The sequence below is a fragment of the Leclercia sp. GLN_9 genome, assembly GCF_043105735.1.
In the GTDB taxonomy this organism is placed as follows: Bacteria; Pseudomonadota; Gammaproteobacteria; order Enterobacterales; family Enterobacteriaceae; genus Enterobacter; species Enterobacter adecarboxylatus.
The window spans coordinates 15,167-37,183 of record NZ_JBICLV010000010.1; the positions used below are offsets into that span (position 1 = coordinate 15,167).

The 22,017-nt window shown below is 58.6% G+C and carries 17 protein-coding genes; 8 read left to right on the forward strand and 9 right to left on the reverse strand.

What is annotated here, in order from left to right; genetic code table 11:
• Nucleotides 1-34 precede the first annotated feature (34 nt).
• The gene (locus tag ACF8PE_RS05150; RefSeq protein WP_032616946.1) at nt 35-1,156 is read left to right on the forward strand and encodes a YbdK family carboxylate-amine ligase; all 1,122 of its coding nucleotides are present in this window, start codon (nt 35-37) and stop codon (nt 1,154-1,156) included.
• Here the strand turns inward: ACF8PE_RS05150 and ACF8PE_RS05155 are convergent.
• The 3 genes from ACF8PE_RS05155 to ACF8PE_RS05165 all read right to left on the reverse strand — a co-directional run bounded on the left by ACF8PE_RS05155 (nt 1,146) and on the right by ACF8PE_RS05165 (nt 8,460).
• Nucleotides 1,146-4,232, reverse strand: coding sequence for an efflux RND transporter permease subunit (locus ACF8PE_RS05155; RefSeq protein WP_032616945.1), 3,087 nt, complete (start codon nt 4,230-4,232; stop codon nt 1,146-1,148). The two genes, ACF8PE_RS05150 and ACF8PE_RS05155, sit on opposite strands and share 11 nt — an antisense overlap.
• Nucleotides 4,233-4,241: 9 nt before the next feature.
• On the reverse strand, nt 4,242-5,306 hold the full coding sequence (locus ACF8PE_RS05160) for an efflux RND transporter periplasmic adaptor subunit (RefSeq protein ID WP_032616943.1): 1,065 nt from the start codon (nt 5,304-5,306) through the stop codon (nt 4,242-4,244).
• A gap of 433 nt (nt 5,307-5,739) precedes the next feature.
• A complete protein-coding gene (locus ACF8PE_RS05165) occupies nt 5,740-8,460 on the reverse strand; it encodes a cation-transporting P-type ATPase (protein WP_392494660.1) in 2,721 nt (906 codons plus the stop codon).
• Between the two features lie 487 nt (nt 8,461-8,947).
• Here ACF8PE_RS05165 and ACF8PE_RS05170 point away from each other — a divergent pair, with 487 nt between their 5' ends.
• Nucleotides 8,948-9,196: a DUF1158 domain-containing protein gene (locus tag ACF8PE_RS05170; RefSeq protein ID WP_032616939.1), complete on the forward strand. Its 249-nt coding sequence runs from the start codon at nt 8,948-8,950 to the stop codon at nt 9,194-9,196.
• On the opposite strand, the gene ACF8PE_RS05175 is transcribed toward ACF8PE_RS05170, so the two are convergent.
• Complete coding sequence (locus ACF8PE_RS05175; protein ID WP_230431262.1) at nt 9,182-10,750, reverse strand: alpha/beta hydrolase-fold protein; 1,569 nt, start codon at nt 10,748-10,750, stop codon at nt 9,182-9,184. The two genes, ACF8PE_RS05170 and ACF8PE_RS05175, sit on opposite strands and share 15 nt — an antisense overlap.
• A gap of 122 nt (nt 10,751-10,872) precedes the next feature.
• Here ACF8PE_RS05175 and ACF8PE_RS05180 point away from each other — a divergent pair, with 122 nt between their 5' ends.
• The gene (locus ACF8PE_RS05180) at nt 10,873-13,017 is read left to right on the forward strand and encodes a TonB-dependent siderophore receptor (RefSeq protein WP_130589203.1); all 2,145 of its coding nucleotides are present in this window, start codon (nt 10,873-10,875) and stop codon (nt 13,015-13,017) included.
• Nucleotides 13,018-13,125: 108 nt separating this feature from the next.
• Here ACF8PE_RS05180 and ACF8PE_RS05185 read toward each other — a convergent pair whose 3' ends face one another.
• Both ACF8PE_RS05185 and ACF8PE_RS05190 read right to left on the reverse strand, forming a co-directional pair.
• Nucleotides 13,126-13,467 (reverse strand): RamA family antibiotic efflux transcriptional regulator, encoded by a 342-nt coding sequence (locus ACF8PE_RS05185; RefSeq protein WP_077226208.1) that lies wholly within the window; start codon nt 13,465-13,467, stop codon nt 13,126-13,128.
• A gap of 32 nt (nt 13,468-13,499) precedes the next feature.
• The gene (locus tag ACF8PE_RS05190; protein ID WP_032616934.1) at nt 13,500-14,603 is read right to left on the reverse strand and encodes an MBL fold metallo-hydrolase; all 1,104 of its coding nucleotides are present in this window, start codon (nt 14,601-14,603) and stop codon (nt 13,500-13,502) included.
• 190 nt (nt 14,604-14,793) lie between these two features.
• Here ACF8PE_RS05190 and ACF8PE_RS05195 point away from each other — a divergent pair, with 190 nt between their 5' ends.
• The 3 genes from ACF8PE_RS05195 (at nt 14,794) to nfsB (ending at nt 16,475) form a co-directional block, all read left to right on the forward strand.
• Complete coding sequence (locus ACF8PE_RS05195) at nt 14,794-15,384, forward strand: TetR/AcrR family transcriptional regulator (protein WP_032616933.1); 591 nt, start codon at nt 14,794-14,796, stop codon at nt 15,382-15,384.
• Complete coding sequence (locus ACF8PE_RS05200) at nt 15,374-15,745, forward strand: MmcQ/YjbR family DNA-binding protein (protein ID WP_144838313.1); 372 nt, start codon at nt 15,374-15,376, stop codon at nt 15,743-15,745. Before ACF8PE_RS05195 ends, ACF8PE_RS05200 begins: the two co-directional genes overlap by 11 nt.
• Before the next feature lie 76 nt (nt 15,746-15,821).
• Entirely contained in the window at nt 15,822-16,475 is a 654-nt protein-coding gene (gene nfsB / locus ACF8PE_RS05205) for an oxygen-insensitive NAD(P)H nitroreductase (RefSeq protein WP_032616931.1), read from the forward strand.
• A gap of 27 nt (nt 16,476-16,502) precedes the next feature.
• Here the strand turns inward: nfsB and ACF8PE_RS05210 are convergent, their stop codons facing one another.
• The 3 genes from ACF8PE_RS05210 to ACF8PE_RS05220 all read right to left on the reverse strand — a co-directional run bounded on the left by ACF8PE_RS05210 (nt 16,503) and on the right by ACF8PE_RS05220 (nt 19,162).
• Complete coding sequence (locus tag ACF8PE_RS05210) at nt 16,503-17,105, reverse strand: hypothetical protein (RefSeq protein ID WP_032616930.1); 603 nt, start codon at nt 17,103-17,105, stop codon at nt 16,503-16,505.
• Between the two features lie 153 nt (nt 17,106-17,258).
• Entirely contained in the window at nt 17,259-18,296 is a 1,038-nt protein-coding gene (locus tag ACF8PE_RS05215) for a DUF2157 domain-containing protein (RefSeq protein ID WP_392494661.1), read from the reverse strand.
• Nucleotides 18,293-19,162 carry a helix-turn-helix transcriptional regulator gene (locus tag ACF8PE_RS05220; RefSeq protein WP_059308568.1) on the reverse strand — a complete coding sequence of 290 codons (870 nt, stop codon included), beginning with the start codon at nt 19,160-19,162 and terminating at the stop codon, nt 18,293-18,295. The genes ACF8PE_RS05215 and ACF8PE_RS05220 overlap by 4 nt, the downstream gene beginning before the upstream one ends.
• 107 nt (nt 19,163-19,269) lie before the next feature.
• Here ACF8PE_RS05220 and ACF8PE_RS05225 point away from each other — a divergent pair, with 107 nt between their 5' ends.
• Both ACF8PE_RS05225 and ACF8PE_RS05230 read left to right on the forward strand, forming a co-directional pair.
• Nucleotides 19,270-20,706, forward strand: coding sequence for an MFS transporter (locus ACF8PE_RS05225; protein WP_103791865.1), 1,437 nt, complete (start codon nt 19,270-19,272; stop codon nt 20,704-20,706).
• A gap of 66 nt (nt 20,707-20,772) precedes the next feature.
• Complete coding sequence (locus tag ACF8PE_RS05230; protein ID WP_077226214.1) at nt 20,773-22,017, forward strand: mechanosensitive ion channel family protein; 1,245 nt, start codon at nt 20,773-20,775, stop codon at nt 22,015-22,017.

Consider the following 22,017-nt stretch of genomic DNA (forward strand, 5'->3'; position numbering starts at 1 on the left):
TATACTCAACTGATAACAGACAACGGAGTGCGCTATGCCTTTACCCGACTTTCATTCCTCTGAACCTTTCACCCTTGGCGTTGAACTCGAACTGCAGGTGGTTAACCCGCCGGGCTACGATTTAAGCCAGGACTCCTCTGCCCTGATCGACGCCGTGAAAAATGACATTAAAGCTGGTGAGGTGAAGCACGATATCACCGAAAGCATGCTCGAGATCGCGACCGGCGTGTGCCACAACATCGACCAGGTGGCAGCGCAGTTCTCCGCCATGCAGCAGAGCATTTTGCGCGCAGCGGCGAAGCACCATATTCAGATTTGCGGCGGCGGCACCCATCCGTTTCAGAAATGGCAGCGTCAGCAGGTGTGCGAAGATGAGCGCTATAACGTGACGCTGGAGCGCTTTGGCTATCTGATTTTGCAGGCGACGGTGTTCGGCCAGCACGTCCATGTGGGGTGTCGCACCGGCGATGAGGCCATCTACCTGCTGCACGGCCTGTCGCGCTTTGTGCCGCACTTTATCGCCCTGGCGGCCAGCTCACCCTATATGCAGGGCACCGACACGAAGTTTGCCTCATCGCGGCTCAATATCTTCTCCGGATTCCCGGACAACGGCCTGATGCCGTGGGTCAACAGCTGGCAGGAGTTCGAAGGGCTGTTCCGTCGCCTGAGCCACACCAGCATGATCGACAGCATTAAAGATCTGCACTGGGACATTCGCCCCAGCCCCCATTTTGGCACGGTGGAGGTGCGGGTGATGGATACGCCGCTCACCCTCGCCCATGCCATTAATATCGCCGGGCTGATCCAGGCCACGTCGCACTGGCTGCTGACCACACGCCCCTATAAGCATCAGGAAAAAGATTTTCTGCTGTACCGTTTTAACCGTTTTCAGGCCTGTCGTTACGGACTGGACGGGATCCTGACGGACGTGCATACCGGAGAGCAGAAAACCATCGCCGAAGATCTCACCTGGCTGCTGGAGCAAGTCGCGCCGTCTGCGGAGAAGCTGGGGGCATCGAGTGCGATTCAGGAAATTACCCTGATGCTCAAACAGGGCAAGAGCGAGGCGCAGCGCATGCGGGACTTTATCGCAGACGGTGGCTCGCTCATCTCCCTGGTGCAAAAACATGCCGAGTTGTGGGCCACTAGCCCGTAAGCCGGTGCCCCCACTCGCGCAGGCGCTGGAACAGCACAAACAGCGCCGGGATAAAGACTATCCCCACCACGGTGGCGACCAGCATGCCGCTGAACACCGTGGTGCCGATGATGCGACGGCTCTGGGCGCCCGCCCCGGTCGCCAGCATCATCGGTAATACCCCGATAATGAACGATACTGCGGTCATCATCACCGCCCGGAAGCGACGGGAGGCCCCTTCCCTCGCGGCATCCACTATCGCCCTGCCCGCCATGCGCTGCGCGCGGGCAAACTCAACGATCAGAATCGCGTTCTTCGCGGCAAGGGCGATTAACAACACCAGGCCGATCTGCACGTACACGTCGTTGGCGTAACCGGCCGCCCACAGCCATACCAGCGCCCCGCCGATAGCGAACAGCACCGAAAGCATTACGCTTGCCGGTAATGTCCAGCTCTCGTACTGGGCGACAAGAAACAGCCACGCCATGACCACCGCTGCCAGCACAATCCAGATCGCCTGGTTCCCGGTCTGCTGCTCCTGATACGACATACCGCTCCAGGCGTAGTCATATCCAGTTGGCAGGTTCTGCGCCAGAATCTCACCCATCACTGCCATCGCCGTGCTGCTGCTTACGCCTTCAGCTGCCGAACCGCTTACCGACACGGACGGGAACTGGTTGTACTGCTGCAGGAAAGGTGCGCCAACGGTGGGGGTGATGGTCACGAGGTTACTCAGGCGTACCCGCTCGCCGTTATTGCTGCGCACGAACAGCTCGCTGATTTGCTCCGCCCGCTCGCGCCACTGCATCTCGTTTTGCATGACCACGTGGTAGACGCGGTTGTTGACGCTGAAATCCCCGGCACGCGTGCCGCCAAAGGCGGTCTGCAGGCTGCTGAAGATGCGAGAGACGGGCACATCAAGACGGGCGGCACGCTCGCGATCGACGGTCAGCGTCAACTGTGGCACGTTGCTGCTCCAGGTGGTGAATACCCGGCTCAGTTGCGGATGCTGGTTGGCTTTTGCCAGCACCTGGCGGGTGACGCGCTCCAGCTCCACCGGGCTTTGTCCTGCCTGGGCCTGAATGCGCAGGTCGAAACCTGAGGCGTTCCCCAGCCCCGGTAGCGTCGGCGGCGCGAAGGTCATGATGGTCGCTTCCGGCAACGCCAGCAGCTGGCGCTGAAGCGTGCCCATCACCTCGTCCAGGGTTGGACGCTCGCTCCAGTCTTTTAGCATCACGGAGATAAACCCGCCGTTGGAGGCGCTGGTGCCGTTGAGAATGTTAAACCCGGAGACCTGAATCACATCTTCCACCGCCGGATGTTGTGCAATCAGCGCCCGGGCCGTCGCCATCACCGCTTCGGTGCGTTCCAGCGAGGCCGACTCCGGTAACTGAACGCTGGCAAAGAAGTAGCCCTGATCCTCCTGCGGCAGGAAGCCTTTTGGCATCGACATAAAGCTGAATGCCACCACGACGGCAGCGCCTGCGGTTGCCAGCAGCGCCAGCCACGGGCGCAGGGTAAACAGGCTCAAGATTCGAATGTAAAAGTTGCGCGTAACATCCAGCCCGCGGTTGAAGGCACGGTAGACTGCCGCAGGGCGCGGGCGCAGCAGCATCGCGCACAGGGCAGGCGTCAGAGTCAGCGCCACAAGGCTTGAGAGCGTGACGGCGGTCGAGAGCGTCACCGCAAACTGGCGGTACAGCTCCCCGACAATCCCCGGCAGCAGCGCCACCGGGATAAACACCGCCAGCAGCACCAAGGTGGTGGCAATCACCGGCCCGGCAATCTGGCGCAGCGCCTGCGCGGTCGCCGCCGTGCGGCTCTGCCCTTCCGCCATCAGCGTTTCAACACTTTCTACCACCACGATGGCGTCATCCACCACCATGGTCAGCGCCAGAATAAGGGCGAACAGGCTCAGCGTGTTGGCGGAGTAGCCGAGCGTATAGAGCACGGCAAACGTGCCCACCAGCGACACCGGGATCGCCAGCGCAACAATCAGCGTGGCGCGCCAGCTCTGCAGGAAAAGAGAGACCACCACCACCACGGCCAGCAGGGTTAACGCCAGCGAAACGCCAATCTCTTTGATGGTCGCGGCAACAAACTGCGTGGTATCGAATTTGACTTCGTAGACCAGGTCGTCCGGGAAGCGCGTCGAGAGATGCTCCAGCTCCGTACGCACCGCATCGGCCACCCGCAGGGCGTTGGCGGACGGCGTGGGGTAGATGGCGAGATAGGCGGAGTCATGCCCGTTCAGCTGTGCGCCCGCGCTGTAGCTACGCGAGCCGAGTTCGATGCGGGCGACATCTTTCAGGCGCACCAGCTGGCCCATCTCACCGACGCGGATAATGATATCGGCAAAGTCTTCAGCCTGATTTAAACGCCCCAGCCCGTTGATGGTCAGGGTCTGCTGCTGGCCGTTAAACACCGGCGGCGTGCCCACCTGGCCGGCCGCCCCCTGCACGTTCTGCTCGCGCAGCGCCTGCGCCACGTCGTCGGTGGTCACGTTGAGGGCGTTCATGCGATCCGGTCGCAGCCAGATGCGCATGCTATAGTCCCGTGCGCCAAACAACTGCACCTGCCCCACGCCCGGCAAACGCGACAGCGCCTCACGCACATGGGTGCTGGCGTAGTTGCTGACCAGCAGCGGCGTGTGGGTGTTATCCGGGGAGTAAAGACTTACCCCCATCATCAGGTTGGTGGCGCGCTTGCGCACCTGTACGCCGTTTTGCTGTGCCTCGGCGGGGAGTTGCGCCACGGCCTGCGCCACGCGGTTTTGCACATCGATGGCAGCCAGATCCGGGTCGGTGCCCGCCGCAAAGGTGATATTCAGGCTGTAGGTGCCCTCGTCGGAACTGGTGGACTCCATATAGAGCATGTGATCCACGCCGTTAAGCTGGGTCTCCAGCGGTGTGGCGATGGCCTCCGCCACGTCAGCCGAGCTGGCCCCCGGCCAGGACGCACTGACATTCACCACCGGGGGCGTGATCTGCGGATACTGCTCTACCGGAATAATTCTCAGCGCGATGGCCCCCAACAGGGTTATCACCAGCGCAATCACCATCGCGAAGCGCGGGCGTTTGATGAAAAACGTCAGCATGATGGCTCCTTAATTGAGAATCTGAACGGCCGCGCCCGGCTGCACGCGCTGCGCGCCGTCGGTGATCGCTCGCTCGCCGGAAGTGACGCCGGACGCGATCCGGAACTGCTGGCCAATTTGCCCGGCGACGGCCAGCGGACGCATTTCTGCTTTGCCGTCGGCGTTAACCACCCAGGCATAGAATCCGTCGCCGTTTTGCTGCACCGCCGCGGCGGGCAGAGTCAGCACCGGCTCAACGCTTGCCGGGCGCAGAAAGACATTCACATTCCCGCCGGGCAGCAGCTGATGGCGCGGATTCGCAAACTCGGCGCGCAGCATCACGCTGGCGGTGCGCGGATCGATCCGGTTGTCCACTGACGTCAGTTCACCGCTGATGCGCTGGCCGTTGCTGTCTATCAGCGCCTGCCAGGCCTTTTTCAGGGCACTGATATCCGCATGCTGTCCGGCTTTGGTGGCAAACGCCCCCTCTTCCAGCGCAAAGGCGATGCGGATCGGGTCAAGCTGCACCACGTCCACCAGCACGCCGCTTGAGGGATTCACGAGGCTGCCCACGTGAAAGCGGCTGTGGCCCACGCGGCCATCGATGGGTGATGTGATGCGCGTGTACCCCAGCGTGACATGGCGGGTTTCCAGCCGGGCTTTCGCCTGCTCCAGCGCGGCGCGGGCAACGTCGCGCTGCATGCGGGCGTTATCCACGTCGTGGCGGCTGATGGCGTTATTGCTGCCCAGACTTTCGAAGCGGGAAAGCTGCTGCTGCGCCTGGCGCAGGGTGGCTTCGGCGCTTTGCACTTCGGCCTGTGCCAGCCGCACGGCGGCACGCGGCTCGGCGTCGTCCAGCTCGAACAGCAGGTCGCCTTTTTTCACATACTGTCCGTCGCGAAAATTGATTTTGGTAATGGCGCCTTCCGCGCGGGCGCGCAGCTCAACGGTGTGAATGGCTTCAATGCGCCCTGGGATCTGGCGCTCGGCGGCATGGGCGGTCTGCTCCACGGTAGCGACGCGCACGGGAATGGCGGCGGCAAATGCGGGTTGCAGGGTGCTGGCGAGAAGCACGAACAGGAGCGGGAGTTTCATGGGTGTACCTCAGTGTAATTTTCCCCTCACCCCGGCCCTCTCCCCAAAGGGGCGAGGGAGAAAACCGAGCCGTCCTCTCTCCCCGCAGGTGGGGGGAGAAAACCGAGCCGTCCTCTCTTCCCTCAGGTGGGAGGAGAAAACCGAGCGGTTCCATCACCCCACTGGCGGAGGGAGAAAACCGGGCGGTTCCATCACCCCACAGGCGGAGGGAGAAAACCGGGCGGTTCCATCACCCCACAGGTGGAGGGAGAAAACCGGGCGGTTCCCTCTCCCTACAGGTGGAGGGAGAAAACCGAGCAGCTCCCTCTTCCCACAGGTGGAGGGAGAGTGCCGAGCGGTTCCCACTCCAAAAAGGTGGAAGGAGAGTGCCGGACTGTTCCCTCTCCCCTATGGGGAGAGGGTTAGGGTGAGGGGTAAGGTTTTACGTTTTCAGTTATGCAGCCTTACGGAACCTGCGGGTCAGTCGCTTCTCGATCTCGACGATGAAGAACATCGCGCTCGCCATACCCAGGGTGACATCCCAGTAGCGCAGCGGCAGGGCTTCGGTGCCGAACAGCATCTGCATAAACGGCAGGTAGATAATCGCCAGCTGCAGCAGGAGCAGCACGCCCGTGACCAGCCAGATCCCCTTGTTCGCCAGCAGGCCGCGATTAAGGGAGAAGCCTTCGGTGTTGCGGCAGTTAATCATGTAGACCCACTGCGCACAGACCAGCATCTGCAGCAGCACGGTGCGGATGAACTCGGCGCTGTGGCCGCGCGGGGCCAGCCAGGCTTCCAGCGCAAAGGCGGCAACGGCAATCAGGGTGCCGACGAAGGCCACACGCCATACGGCGTAAGCATCCATCACGTGCTGGCCGGTCTGACGCGGCGGACGGCGCATGATGTTGCGCTCGGCGGCTTCAAAGGCCAGGCCGAAGGAGAGCGTGGCGGACGTGGCCATGTTCATCCACAGGATCAGCACCGGCGTCAGCGGAATGATGTTCCCGGCCAGCAGAGCAATCACAATCAGCAGACCCTGCGCGAGGTTAGTCGGCATGATGAACAGAATGGTCTTCTTCAGGTTGTCGTAGACGCGACGCCCCTCTTTTACCGCGCTGGCGATGGTGGCGAAGTTATCGTCCGTCAGGACCATATCCGCCGCCTCTTTGGTGACTTCGGTCCCCTTGATGCCCATGGCGATGCCCACGTCTGCCTGGCGCAGAGCCGGTGCGTCGTTTACGCCGTCGCCGGTCATGCCGACGATCTCGCCCTGCTCCTGCAAGGCCTTCACCAGACGCAGCTTATGCTCCGGGCTGGTGCGGGCGAAGATGTCATACTCCACCGCCGCTTTCGCCAGTTCGCCATCGTCCATGTGCTCCAACTGATAGCCGGTTACCGCCTGGGCGCTGTTGGTGATCCCCAGCATCTGCCCGATGCTCATCGCCGTCTGCGGGTGATCCCCGGTGATCATCTTCACGCGGATCCCGGCCTGCTGGCAGGCGTGAATAGCGTCGATCGCCTCCGGGCGCGGCGGATCCATCATCCCGGCGATGCCGAGGAAGATCAGGCCGTGGTTCAGCGCATCATGGGTCAGCGCCTGCCCCTCCTGAGCCTGTTTGAACGCCGCGGCCACCATGCGCAGCCCCTGACGGGCATAGCGCTCCATCTCAGCTTCCCAGTAGGCGCGGTTAAAGGCTTCTGGGCCGTTACGGGTCTGCTGCTCTGCACAGAGGGCAAAAATCACGTCCGGCGCGCCGGTGATCAGGATCTGCTCCTCGCTACCGATCTGGTAGTGGGTACTCATGTACTTGTACTGCGAGTCAAACGGGATTTTGTTGATAAGCGTGGTCATCACCGGTGCAAGGTGGGCTTTCGCCGCCAGCACCTTCAGCGCGCCTTCGGTCGGCCCGCCGGTGATCCCCCACAGGCCGCGCTCGTCCTGAATCATCTGGCTGTCGTTACACAAATCGACGGTGCGCAGATACTGCTCCAGTACGGTGCCCGGCTGGATCTGCACCGGCTCGTCGCTGCCCTCAAGGCAGATCTTGCCTTCCGGGGCATAGCTGTCGCCCTCAACGCGATAGCAGCTGTCGGCGGTGATGATCGCCTTAACGGTCATCTCGTTCATGGTCAGGGTGCCGGTTTTATCCGAGCACACTACGGTCATCGCCCCTAAGGTTTCCACGGTAGGCAGCTTGCGGATGATTGCCCGCTGACGCGCCATCGCCTGTACGCCCAGCGACAGGATAATCGAGATGATGGCAGGCAGACCTTCAGGCACCGCCGCCACCGCCAGGCTAATCAACGACAGCAGCAGTTCGCCGAGCGGCATGTCCCGCAGCAGCAGGCTGAAGACAAAGAGCGCGGCCATCATCGCCATGATCAGCCCGAAGATGGCTTTGCCGAGCTTGTCCATCTGCACCAGCAGCGGGGTGCGGTGTTTTTCAATCCCGTCCATCATCTGATTGATGTGGCCCAGTTCCGTTTCCTGGCCGGTAGCAATCACCACGCCCATGCCACCGCCCGCGCTGACGGTGGTGCCGGAAAACAGCAGATTGGTCCGGTCGCCGAGGGTTAATTCTCCGGTTAACGGCTGAATATGTTTATCAACCACCGTGGATTCGCCGGTGAGGATCGCCTCTTCCACACGTAAATTATGCGCTTCAATCACTCGCATATCCGCGGGAATACGATCGCCAGCGCGTAATACAATAATATCCCCGGGAACTATTTCAGTTGTAGGTATTGTTTCGTGAACGCCTTCACGAATAACGCGCGCATCGCTGGCGAGCATATTTCGAATGCTGCTCAGGGATTTTTCGGCGTTGCTCTCCTGAATATGACCAATTAAGGCATTAATCACCGCCACGCCCAGAATAACCAGCGTATCCACCCAGTGGCCCATTATTGCGGTTAAAACCGCGGCGGCCAGCAATACGTAAATTAAGACATCGTTAAAATGGGCCAGAAAACGCAGCCATGCGGGTCTGGCTTTTTTTGCTGGCAGGGCATTCGGGCCATGCTGCTGCAGGCGCGCCTGCACCTCTGCGCGGCTCAGTCCGGCCATGGTGCTGCGCTGTGCGGCAAGGGTCTGCTCGACGGTCTGCTGATAAGCGTGCGTCGGGGCGCGGTCCTGGCTGGACGGGGGCGTATGGGGGTGATGCATTTTGGTCATATTTCAGCTCCTTCAGTTTGCGGTGAGCAAAAGCCTGAATTCCATGTCTGCTTTTAAAAATCGTGAGCGTTAATTTAATGGGTTGTCACGGCAATTAATTTAACGCACTATTATTTCTGTCGATGGCATTAAACAGAGAACGTTTCATTTCGTTACAGTGATTTTTACAAATTATTTTTAAACCTAAACTAAACGAGGGATAAGCATGTTTGGTATTTATCGCGGTCGGCGTCTGGCGTTATATATTATCGCTGCCATTGTTATTGCAACGTTAATTGGATATAGCACTTATACCTTTGTAAGATTATTAGCCGGAGGGTGACAATAATTTACATTAACGCAGGTTAATTGAATTAATGCACATGATGAGAGTAAATAATAGCGAATAAACGGGCGATTATTTATCGCCCGCCTGCTTTACGGTTGATATTGCTTTACGAAGCCCTATCCGTGACAATGTTATTTTTAACTGACGATTAACATAATCATGAAACACCCGTTAGAATCGCTGCTTACTGCGGGGGGCATTTTATTGATGGCCCTGCTGTCCTGCCTGTTGTTACCTGCGCCGTCCCTTGGGCTGGTGCTGGCGCAAAAGCTGGTTCAGACCTTTCACATGGTCGATCTGAACCAGCTTTACACCATTTTATTCTGCCTGTGGTTTTTAGTCCTCGGTGCCGTTGAGTTCTTTATCCTGCGCTTTATCTGGCGCCGCTGGTTTTCACTGGCGTCGTAAGCCCATGAAATCACGCATCCCGTGGATCAACGCTTCACACCAGGCCGCGTAGTCGTGGCCGCTCGACCACGGGTGGAAACTGACGCGATAGCCTTTCTCCCGTAGCACCTGTTCGAAATCCTGCGTGGTGCGATAGATCCCCCCACCCGGCCCCGTGGTTTCAAACTTCCCGGCCTGCAGCCAGAAGTGCACCGGATACTGCGGCGACTGTTGATACTGCCGCGTCAGCCAGCCTGGTGCTTCACCTTTCGGCGCCCACCAGTAAGAGCCAGAAAGACTCAACACATTGCCAAACAGTCGCGGGTAGCGCAGCGCCACCCATGAGGAGGCGATCCCCCCGTAGCTTGAACCCGCCAGCACCGTTTTCTGCCGCTGCATCGCCACGCCCTGCCCGCGCAACCACGGCAACAGTTCATGCGCCATAAAATCGGCAAAAGCCGGGTTCGGCGGCAGCTCTTTACTGCGTCGGGCGTGATCGAGGCTGTCGATAAACACGACATTGACCGGGGGCAGATGATGACGGGCTATCAGGCCATCCAGCACGTTAGCGAAATGGTAGTCATCCTGATAGATCTGTCCATCGAACAGGATTAACGTCCAGCGGGCGGGTTGAGCGCCGCGCGGCTTGTAAAGCATCACTTCGCGGGAATTGCCGAGGATTTTGCTGCTCAGCATCTGGCGGGTCAGGGTGCCGCTCACCAGCGGCTGCGCGGCGGCCTGCACCGAGCAGTAACGTGCCGGGCTGAGATCGAGCAGAGAATAGCGGTTCCAGCGATCGGCCTTCTGTTCACCAAAGGTGTTCGGGTTGAGCGGATCGGCCTGGGCGCTCACCAGGATCGCCCGTCGTTGATCCCGCGCCGAGCCGTCAAACACGGGGACATCAGGCGCGAGCTTGTACTGCATCACCGTATCGGCGGGCACGACGTAACTGCGAAACCAGACGTCGCTTTTGCCCAGACGGAACAGCGGGTCGTGATCTCCCGCCGGCGAGCCGAGAATAAATACGTTGCCGCGCGCGCCGCGCCACAGGAAGGTGACGCGCTTATGGCTGGCGTCTACCGGCTCCACCATCGGCGTTCCCTGCCGAATCTGCGTCTGCCAGAACGCATCAGTACTCCCACCGGCAGCAACCGTTTTTGCCAGCGCCTGCAACGTGGGGCTTTCAGGCTCCAGCATCTGTACGCGTGGTAAGGCAGAGGTCTCTTTCATCCGCCATTGAAAACGCCAGGGTTTGCCAGCTTCGCCGTGCAGCACCAGAGACGCGTTTTGCTTCACGGGCAGAGCAAACAACAGGGTGTGTTCACCGTCGGCGGGGCCATTTTCAACCAGCGTGCGAATGCGGCGGTTTTGCGCGTCCAGCAGGCGAGCATCCGTCACGCCGTTCAGCGTGGCAGAAACATAGTTTTCACTCAGCTCAGGCAGGATAAAACAGACTTCACCGCTGGCATCAAACTTTCCCTGAATGTCTCCCTGAAGGGACGAATGTTCGCACGTCACCGCCACCGCGGGCAGCGTCACTATCCCTAATAACAATCCACTCCATGCCCTCTTCATTACCGCGTGTTCCCCGACGAAATTTGTTAATAACGCTAATGCAAATGGTAATAGTTTGCAATATCATCTAGCAGAATTAACCGGTGTTTTATGGCGATAGCAACCAAGGACGTTAAAAAAACATGTTTAAAAATAATAAGATAATGCAGGCATGGCTCCTGAGTCTGGCCACGGTCAGCGTGGCGGCCCAGGCAGAAAATAGAGAAGAAACCATGACGGTGACGCAGGGGACGAGTGAAGATCCTACCGCCCCTGTGAAGGGGATTGTGGCAACGAAGACGCTCTCTGCCACCAAGACCAGTGCAGAGATCGTGAGGACGCCGCAGTCGGTATCGGTGATCACCCGCGATCAGATGGACATGCAGGATGTGACCTCCGTTTCGCAGGCGCTGCGCTATTCGGCGGGGGTGTTTACCGAGTACCGCGGATCGTCTAACCGCAACGATGAGGTGTTTGTTCGTGGCTTTAGCTATGTGCCGAAATTCCTCGACGGCCTGAGCTTCGGTGCCACCGCCTCGTCACAGACCGGAACGATTGACCCCTGGTTACTGGAGCGCGTGGAGCTGGTTCGTGGCCCGGCATCAGTGCTGTTTGGCCAGGTCAATCCGGGTGGATTAATCAGCATGACCAGCAAGCGCCCGACCTCTGAATCTATTCACAACATTCAGTTCCGCACCGGCAATAACCACCTCGCGGAGGGCGCGTTTGATTTCGGCGGCAAGCTCAGCGACGATGGCCGCGTGCTGTATCGTGTTAACGGGATTGCCCGCACCCAGCATAATCAGGTAGAGGATTATAAAGAGACGCGCATGGCGATTGCGCCAGCGATCACCTGGTATCCTAACGATCAGACCCGCTTTACGCTGCTCACCAGCTACCAGAAAGATCCCGACGCGGGATACCGCAACTTTCTGCCCGCGTACGGGACGGTGAAAAGCGTCGACGGCAAATACATCCCGCGCGACTTTAACGTCAGCGACCCGGATTACGATCAATCCTGGCGCGAGCAGACGATGATCGGCTACGAGCTGGAACATCAGTTCGCCGATAACCTCATCTTCCGCCAGAACGCGCGTTACGCCACTATCAAGCAGAAGTATCGTTATCTTGTTTACGCCACCAGCGCCGCCAACAGTTCGGTATTGACCCGCCGCGCCCAGCATGAAGAGCGCACCACCAACGAGTTTGGCCTGGATAACCAGCTGGAATACCTGATGGATACCGGGCAAGTGAGCCATACGCTGCTCGGCGGATTCGACTATAAAACCAGTAAAGATAAACAGCTGCTGGAACGTGGGAGCGGTTCGCAGTACAACCTCGACTGGATGAACCCGGTCTACGGCGTGAATGTGGATGAAAGCAGCTTTACTACCGCCAGTAACGAACAGCAAAACCTCGATCAGATGGGCCTGTATTTGCAGGATCAGATGAGCTGGCATAACTGGGAGTGGCTGGTATCCGGGCGCTATGACTGGAGCGAAGTACGCACTAACGACTTCACCGATAGCAGCTTTACTCAGCAGAATGACAGTAAATTCACCTGGCGTACCGGCCTGCTGTACGCCTTCGACTTTGGCCTGTCGCCGTACATCAGCTACAGCACCTCGTTTGAACCGAACCTGCAAACCAACCGGGCACCGGGCGTAGGGCCGTTTAAACCGACCACCGGTGAGCAGACGGAGATCGGCCTCAAATATCAGCCGGTTGATACCACGCTAATGACCCTGGCACTGTACGATTTAACCCAGGATAACGTGGCGACCTACAACAGCACCGAAGGCTGGTTCGAGAATGCGGGCAAAGTGCGTTCGAAAGGCGTTGAGGCAGAAGTTCACTCCACGCTGATGGACACCATCAATCTGATTGGCTCTTACACTTACACCGACGCGAAAACCGAGAGCACGACGGTGGCCGGCACCGAAGGCAAAACGCCAGCGCGCATTCCGGCGCACATGGCCTCGGCGTTCGCCAGCTACACCCTGCCTGGCGGGCCGCTAAAGAGCCTGACCGCTGGCGTGGGCATGCGCTATATCGGCACCAGCTACGGCGACGCGAAAAACACCTTTAAGGTGCCTTCGGTGGATCTGTATGACGCGATGGTGAGCTATGAGCTGGGCGAGTTGAACAGCAGCCTGAAGGGGGCGAATCTGCAGTTTAACGTCAATAACATCGCCGACACCAAATACGTGGCCTCCTGCGCCAGCGATACGGCATGCTTCTACGGCATTGGCCGGACGATAACAGCGACGGTGAACTACAGCTGGTAAGGTGCTTTTTGTTGACCCGGTAAGCGCTGCGCCACCGGACAATACGGCATTGTGCCAACAAAAACGCCGGGTAGTGGCTACGCCCTACCCGGCCAACGTTCGATGCCGTCAGTGTGCCCGGCTGGGGTTATCCCTGCGGTAAGCCCCGGGCGGCTGGTTAAAGGTGCGGGTGAAGACGCGGGTAAAGGTCTGCTGGGAGTCAAAGCCGTAACGCAGGCAAATATCGTAAACTTTTTCGTCCGATTCACGCAGATCCCGCGCCGCCAGCCGCAGCTTACGTTCCCGAATGTAACGCCCCAGACTCTCGCCCTTATACTGCATAAACAGCCGCTGGAGGTGCCATTTGGAATAACCCGCATGGCGGGCGATATCCTCGATACGCAACGGCTGATGAAGGTTGTCGTCGATCCACTCGACTATGGTGTCGATAACCTGAGCGGAAATAGTCATGCTGCTCTCCCCCTCTGCTCTTCGATTAAACATTATTCCCACCACGCGCGAAATTGTTGCGTGGCATCATTCACTCTGAGTGGCTCCCCGAGTTCCGGCGTCAACAGGCGATAGGGTTTATCCTTACTGGCCTGCGAAAGCTTGATCAGCGGGTCGTTCCAGGTGTGTTTTGCCAGTACAAAGCGCCCGGAGTGACCCGGCACTACCGCCCTGGCATTTAAATCCGTGGCGGCCTGCGCCGTTTCAGAGGGCTGCATGTGGATGTACTTCCAGTCCTGGTCGTACTGCCCGTTCTCCATGATCGCCAGATCGACGCTGCCAAACCGCTCCCCGATGGCGCTAAAGTGCGGGCCGTAGCCGGAATCCCCGCTGTAGAACACCTTTTGCTGCGGGGTGACAAACATAAAGCTGCCCCACAGCGTCTGGTTGCGCTTCAGCCCGCGCCCGGAGAAATGGCGCGCGGGCAGGACGTGTACGGTCAGGTCATCGCTGATGCGCACCGATTGATCCCAGTCCCGCTCCTCAATGATGGACGGCTCCATGCCCCAGTAACGCAGATGGGAACCCACGCCGAGCGGCGTGACCACGCGCTTCACCTTTGGCAGCAGCGCCTTGATGGTGGCGTAGTCGAGATGGTCGTAGTGATCGTGGGAGATAATCAGCAGATCGATGTCGGGCATCTCTTCCGCGTGCCACGGATATTCCCCGGCAAAGGCTTTGTTGAGGAAGGAGAACGGCGCCGCGTAATTGCTGAAGACCGGATCGATCAGGATACGTTTGCCCGCCAGCTGCAGATACCACGAGGAGTGACCGAGCCAGACCAGGGTGTCCTGGTCCAGCGGCAGCTGCGCCAGATCGGTTTTGACCAGCGGCAGGGGCTGGGCCGGACGCGCGTTTTCACGCTTCGTCACCAGAAAATCCCACCAGGCCGCCAGCATATTCTTGTTGCCGGTAAAGCCCGGCGTGGGCAAGGTGTTATGGAACTGCCCGTCGCGATACTGCGGCGAAGCGGCAAACTCACTTAGCTGCGCGCCCTGTGGCGGCTGGCCGAATCCGGCATTCAGTACGAACGGCAAACTCGCCGCTGATGCAATAATCATCACTACCACCAGGCTAATAATAAAACGCTTTTTCATATCCCGACCCGAATTCGCGCCCCATCCGATGGCCTGCGCGGGCAAAACTTGATTATGAGTGAGTAAGCACTCATTATAGGAGTGATGCGAAAGTCGTCAAGACGTTTTAAGAACTTTGACATTCCGCGTTGCAGCCCCGCAAAGAGCATGATTCAATCAAGGTTTTTGCACATAAACTGGAGGAAATGCAGTGGCTCGTCCGAAAAGTGAAGATAAAAAACTGGCGTTGCTGGACGCGGCAACCTCCGCTTTTGCCCAGTCGGGCATTGCGGCTTCAACCGCGTTAATCGCCCGCAGCGCAGGGGTGGCTGAAGGCACCCTGTTTCGCTATTTCGCCACCAAAGACGATCTGCTCAATGCCCTCTACCTGCACCTGAAACAGGATCTGTGCCAGACCATGCTGGCGAATATGGATCGTGCCCTCACCCAGCCGAAAGAGCATACCCGCAATATCTGGAACAGCTACGTTGACTGGGGGATCCGTAACCCGATGGCCCACGGTGCGATCCGCCAGCTCGGGGTGAGCGAGAAGATCAACGCCGAGACCGAACAGGCGGTGCACGAGATGTTCCCGGAACTGCATGAGCTTTGCCGCCGTCATATCCGCCCGGTGTTTATGTCTGAAGATTTTCGTCTGTTTGGCGATGCGCTGTTTTTATCGCTGGCGGAGACAACCATGTCCTTCGCCACCCGCGAACCGGCGCGCGCCACCGAATTCAAGGCGCTGGGTTTTGAAGCCATGTGGCGCGCGCTGGCCGAAGAGGATAGCCATGGACAGTAAAACGCTCGCCGCCTGCGCACAGCAAGCGGCACTGGAACTGCCCTTTACCGAGCACTGCTGGCCGTTTGGACCGGAATACGATGTGTTCAAAGTGGGCGGCAAGATTTTTATGCTGATGGGCGTGGCGCACGGGCGTCAGCACGTCAGCCTGAAGTCCGATCCGCAAAAATCGCTGCTTAACCAGCAGATCTACCGCGGGATCGAGCCGGGCTACCATCTGAATAAAAAGCACTGGATCTCGGTTTACGCGGCGGAGGATATCACCCCTGAGCTGATAGCCGATCTGGTCAACGATTCGTGGCATCTGGTGGTGGATAAGTTGCCGAAGAAAGAGCAAAAACGGTTACGCCCCGGCGGTTAAGCGCTCGGAATGCCCTTACCTTTGTTCACCTCCCTTTGTATCATTTTCCCTTTTGCACTTAATCCCAGGAGTCGTAATGGATATCATCTCTGTTGCCTTGAAGCGTCACTCTACCAAGGCCTTTGATCCGAACAAAAAATTGACTGCCGACCAGGCGGAACAGATTAAAACCCTGCTGCAGTACAGCCCGTCCAGCACCAACTCGCAGCCATGGCACTTTATTGTGGCCAGCACCGAAGAAGGTAAAGCCCGCGTGGCGAAATCCGCAGCCGGTGGCTTTGTCTTCAACGAACGCAAAATGCTGGACGCCTCTCACGTGGTGGTCTTCTGCGCCAAAACCGCGATGGACGATGCATGGCTTACACGCGTCGTGGATCAGGAAGAGGCCGATGGCCGTTTCGCCACCCCGGAAGCGAAAGCCGCCAACCACAAAGGCCGCACCTTCTTTGCCGATCTGCACCGTGTCGATCTGAAAGATGACCACCAGTGGATGGCGAAACAGGTTTACCTGAACGTCGGCAACTTCCTGCTGGGCGTGGCCGCGATGGGTCTGGACGCCGTGCCAATTGAAGGCTTTGACGCCGCGATCCTCGACGAAGAGTTTGGCCTGAAAGAGAAAGGCTTCACCAGCCTTGTGGTGGTGCCGGTTGGCCATCACAGCGTGGAAGATTTCAACGCCACGCTGCCAAAATCGCGCCTGCCGCTGAGCACGGTTGTGACTGAGTGCTAAGACAAACGGGCCGCAGATAGCGGCCCGTTACTTTTTACTGATAACCAGTCTGCGATGCGGATGCACGTCACGATCGTCTCCCCATGCGAACGTAATCCAGCGCTCTTCCAGTTCAGCGTAAGAATGAATCGGCGTTAAATGCCACTCTTCCCCGACAGTGCCGTCCGCCACACCGATCTGATAATTCATGTTAAACGCCCAGTCGATCATCCGTAGCCAAAAGCGCTGCCCGTCTCCGGTTTGTTCGCTGTCTGACACAACAATGTCGTATTCGCTGAGTACCCACTGAAAGAATAATTGTGGTAATCCGCTTATCACGCGTTGATGGACAGCGCGTGGCGTACGCCAGACCATAACTTGCGTAGCGGCACCGTGGGGAAAGGTAATTTCTTTATGAAACGCCAGCTTAACGGCATAGGCCGTGTAAGGCTTACCGCTATCGGTGGTCACGAGACGGTATTCATCGCCATAACGCGATTTCAAAAGTTGGTATCCCACAGGAAGCAAAAAACCCGGCAGGTGAAAATCCATTGTGCCCCGTGCCAGAAACGCTTCGGTATGTTCGACGTTTCGGGAGATAAGGCCGAGTTTTTGGCTGAAATCTGCGGAATCAATCATCAGTGGCGACACGGGTGGTTTCTCATCGCGTAAGTATAGTCCACATTACTCTTCATCTAAATGACGTAGATTCAGTAGGTTGGTTTAAATTAAAACCCACCTTACGCGTTTTGAGAGCCTTTTACAGAACGGGCTGCCGATCCCGGAAGCCCCCTCGCAAAAGATTTACTTCGCCGCTTTTCCCGCGTGCCAGATCCGCTCCGCATAACGTCCAATCACCGCCAGCGATGCCGCCAGGAGCAGGAAAAACAGCACCTTGTTCATTCCATCCCAGAAGTATTCGAAATAGCGGGTGTAGAGGTTAATGGCCAGAAAGGTCAGGCCAAACCCGCGCAGCATGCCGTCGTCGGTTTTCAGGCTGATCCAGATACAAATCCCCGCCGCCACGGCAAACAGCAGCACCCACGGCAGCAGCGCCGCACGGGTAGCACCGTACCCGCCATTATCGATATCGTAATGACCAAAAATCGACATGATCCACAGAGCGACAAACAGATAGGTTAGCCCCATCGCTTTACTGGTGGTGTACAGATGGCGTTTGCGCAGCATCCCACGCAGCCACCAGCACAGAGCCAGCAGCGCGCCGCCAAATAAGATAAAGCGCATCGGGTAGCTCATCCCCAGCCAGTAGGCTCCCCAGCCGGACATATAGCCAGTCTCTGCGCCGAACCAGTTGCCAAGCGAGAGCAAAAAGAACAGCCACACCAGGCCAGAGCGGCCTAAGAACCCGACCAGCCCATAAATGACGCAACCCAGCAGGAACAGCGGCGCGATATGGCCGCTGCCGGTATCAAGCCGCTCCCCCAGTTGCCAGAGGGCGATGGCGGTAAAAAATACGCCGAGGAATAAAATCGCCTCGGTGCTGTAGTGCCACTGCGTTTCCCGCCGCTGGCGGCTGAATCCCCACAGATAGAACAGCACGGCAACCAGCGCAGGCAGCCCGATGCGGGCGAGGGTTGAGAAGGCAAAAAATTCAATAATGCGCGCCATCAGTTCGCTGTCAGCAAACAGGCTACCGATAGCGATGATGACGCAGGCGATAGCCGTCCAGAAGGCGTAGCGACTGAGGCGCTGCCAGTCCAGGGTGACGCGTTTTAAGCTACTGGCCAGACGTTGATGCTCGTCGGGGGTGAGTGCCCCTTCCTGTTGCCACTCGGTGAGGGCGCGGCGCAGGAGGCGTTCCTGCTTGCGGGTGACGTTCATTGTGCCTGCTCCGTCAGCCACGCCAGCGCGCGCTCGCCTGCGTCATCCACTGGCAGATAAACCAGCAGCCGCGAGCCGTTGCGCGGGGCGGAGTACCAGTACATCTGCTGGAGATGAAAATCGCCCAGCTCAGGATGGGTAAAGAGCTTGAGCTGGTTTTCCACGCCGCGCACGTCGTTGCGCTGGTGCCACAGGGTTTTGAACTCCTCAGAGACCGCAAAGAAGCGCGCCAGTTTAGCCTCCCACTGCGGATCGCCCCGGTGCTCGGCCATCGCCGCGCGGAAGTAAGAGACAAAGATCGGCAGCACGTCATCGCGCTTACCGAGGCGGGCGCGCCACGCCGGGTGGGTAAGGAACAGATAAATACAGTTACGGTCTTCCGGGGGAATGGCGTTGAAATCCACGCCCATCAGATGACCGAAGCTGTCGTTCCACGCCACGATATCGAAATTTGGTTTCTGAATGCTGGCAGGTTTTGGCATCAGGGTGTCCAGCAGACGACGGGTGCCCTCGCTGATCCCCTCGCAGCAGACCGCCTGGGGCGCTTCGCCCGGTGGCAATCCGGCCAGCAGGAACAGGTGCCGGGCTTCGGTCGGGGTACACTGCAAGGCTTTCGCCACCGCCGCCATCACCGCGCTGGAGGGGTTCACATCCCTGCCCTGCTCAAGCCAGGTGTACCAGGTTACGCCCACGTCGGCCAGCAGGGCCACCTCTTCCCTGCGCAGGCCCGGCGTGCGACGGCGGCCGCTGCGCGGTAAGCCGAGGCGCTGCGGATCGAGACTTTCTCGTCGGGCGCGTAAAAATGCGCCCAGCTGTTTACGGGTGTCATCCTGGAGTGAGGTGACGGGTTCAGACATCAGCGCCATATTGCCCCCTGCATGGTAGTGCCAGTACCAGTATAAGCAAGAACTGGTACCCGTTTATCAGATGGTTGATGCTACGACGCTACGCTGTTTGACGCAATGGAGTCACCATGAATACGTCAGTTGTTTCACCGGGCCGGGCAGGCCTGATATTGCTGTTAACTGGCCAGATGCTGCCGCTGATTGATACCTCAATCACCAACGTGGCGCTGGATTCTATTACCCACTCCCTGCACGCCACCGCCACCGAACTGGAGCTGATTGTTGCCCTCTACGGCGTGGCCTTTGCCGTCTGCCTGGCGCTCGGCAGCAAGCTGGGGGATAACCTTGGCCGTCGTCGTCTGTTTATGTGGGGCGTGGCGAGCTTTGGCCTGGCCTCGCTGCTGTGCGGCATGGCGGGGAATATCGAGCAACTGCTGGCCGCGCGCGTCGTCCAGGGTGCCGGGGCGGCGCTGATCATGCCGCAAATTCTCGCCACCCTGCACGTGACGCTCAAAGGCAGCGCCCACGCGAAGGCGATTAGCCTGTTTGGCGGCATCGGCGGGATTGCGTTTATCGTCGGGCAGATGGGCGGTGGCTGGCTGGTGTCGGCGGATATCGCCGGGCTGGGCTGGCGTAACGCCTTCTTTATCAACGTGCCGATCTGTCTGCTGGTGCTGGCCCTGAGCCGTCGCTACGTGCCGGAAACCCGCCGCGATACGCCGTCGCGCATCGACTGGCCGGGCACCGCGCTGCTGGCCGTCATCCTCTGCTGCCTGCTGTTCCCGATGGCGCTCGGTCCGCAGTGGCACTGGTCATGGCCGCTGAAGGCCATGCTTATCGCCATTGTTCCGCTGGCCGGGTTAATGGCGCTGAATGCGCGTAAAAAAGAGCGCGAAGGTGCCCACCCGCTGATCCCGCCGCGTCTGCTACAACTCGGCAGCATCCGTTTCGGGGTGCTGATTGCGGTACTCTTTTTCAGCGTCTGGTCCGGGTTTATGTTCTGCATGGCGCTGACCATGCAAACCGGTCTGGGAATGGCACCTTGGCAGTCCGGTAACAGCTTTATCGCCCTCGGCGTGACGTACTTTGTCTCGGCGTGGTTTGCCCCGCGCCTGATTGCCCGCTACAGCACCAGCACGATTTTGCTGACCGGTCTGGCAATCCAGATAACCGGTCTGCTGGCGTTGATCGCCACCTTCCGCTACTGGGGAATGGCGAACACTGCCCTGACCCTCGCCCCGGCGACAGGGCTGGTGGGCTACGGCCAGGCGTTGATTGTGAACAGCTTCTACCGTATCGGGATGCGCGATATTCAGCCCGACGACGCCGGGGCCGCCAGCGCCATTCTCAGCACCCTGCAACAGGCGGCGCTTGGCCTCGGCCCGGCCCTGTTTGGCGCGATCTTACTTCATGCCCTGCACAACCATCACGGGGATTACGCCCAGGCGATTAACGTCTTCCTGGTTGTCGAAACCGTCATGATGCTCGTGCTGGCACTCGCCACCCTGCGGCTGCGCCACCGCCTCTGCCTGCCGGTGGTGAAGACCTGTCAGGCGGTAAAATAAGCCTGCGAATTTGCATAATAGATCCGCAGCCGCCATTATGGCGGCTGCATTAATACAGGAGACGTTATGCAGGAGTTCATTTCCCTGATCGAAGAGTCAGGCATTGAAATTAATCACACCACTTCAATCGCGATCATCTTTGGCATTATTTTTCTTACCGCCGTCATTATTCACTTTATTCTGCACAAAATCGTGTTGCGGGCTTTTGAAAAACGCGCCCGGGCCAGCAGCCATTTATGGCTGCAAATCATTACCGAGAATAAGTTATTTCACCGTCTGGCCTTTACCCTGCAGGGGATAATCGTCAATGTCCAGGCGGTATTGTGGCTACAAAAAGGCAGCGATGCGGCGGAAATACTTACCACCTGCGCAAAGCTGTGGGTGATGGTGTATGCCCTGCTGGCGTTTTTCTCGCTGTTGGACGTGATCTTCAATCTGTCGCAAAAAATGGCCACCGCCTCGCAGCTACCGCTGAAGGGGATTTTCCAGGGCATTAAGCTGGTGAGCGCCATTCTGGTGGGGATCCTGATTATCTCCCTGCTGATCGGCCAGTCCCCCGCCATTCTGATTAGCGGCCTGGGGGCGATGGCGGCGGTGCTGATGCTGGTATTCAAAGACCCCATTTTAGGGCTGGTGGCGGGCATTCAGCTCTCCGCCAACGATATGCTCAAGCTCGGCGACTGGCTGGAGATGCCGAAATACGGTGCCAACGGTACGGTGACCGACATCGGCCTGACCACCGTCAAGGTGCGTAACTTCGATAACACCATCACTACTATCCCGACGTGGGCGCTGGTCTCCGATGCCTTCATCAACTGGAGCGGCATGTCGGCCTCCGGCGGACGGCGCATTAAGCGCAGCCTGAACATCGATACCACCAGCATCCATTTTCTCGACGAGCAGGAACAACAGCAGTTAATACAGGCGAAGCTGCTGAAGCCCTATATGGCCACGCGCCACGAAGAAATTACGCTGTGGAATCAGGAGAATGGCGAAGGTGATTCGGTTCTGAACATGCGCCGGATGACCAATATTGGCACCTTCCGTGCCTACCTGAATGAATATCTGCGCAACCATCCGCGTATTCGCCAGGATATGACCCTGATGGTGCGGCAATTAGCACCGGACGCCAACGGGCTACCGATTGAAATATATGCGTTTACCAACACCGTGATCTGGGCGGAATATGAAGCCATTCAGGCCGATATTTTCGACCATATTTTCGCGGTGATTGATGAATTTGGTCTGCGCATTCACCAGACGCCGACCGGAAACGATATTCGCTCACTGGCAGGCGTCCTGGCGAAATAA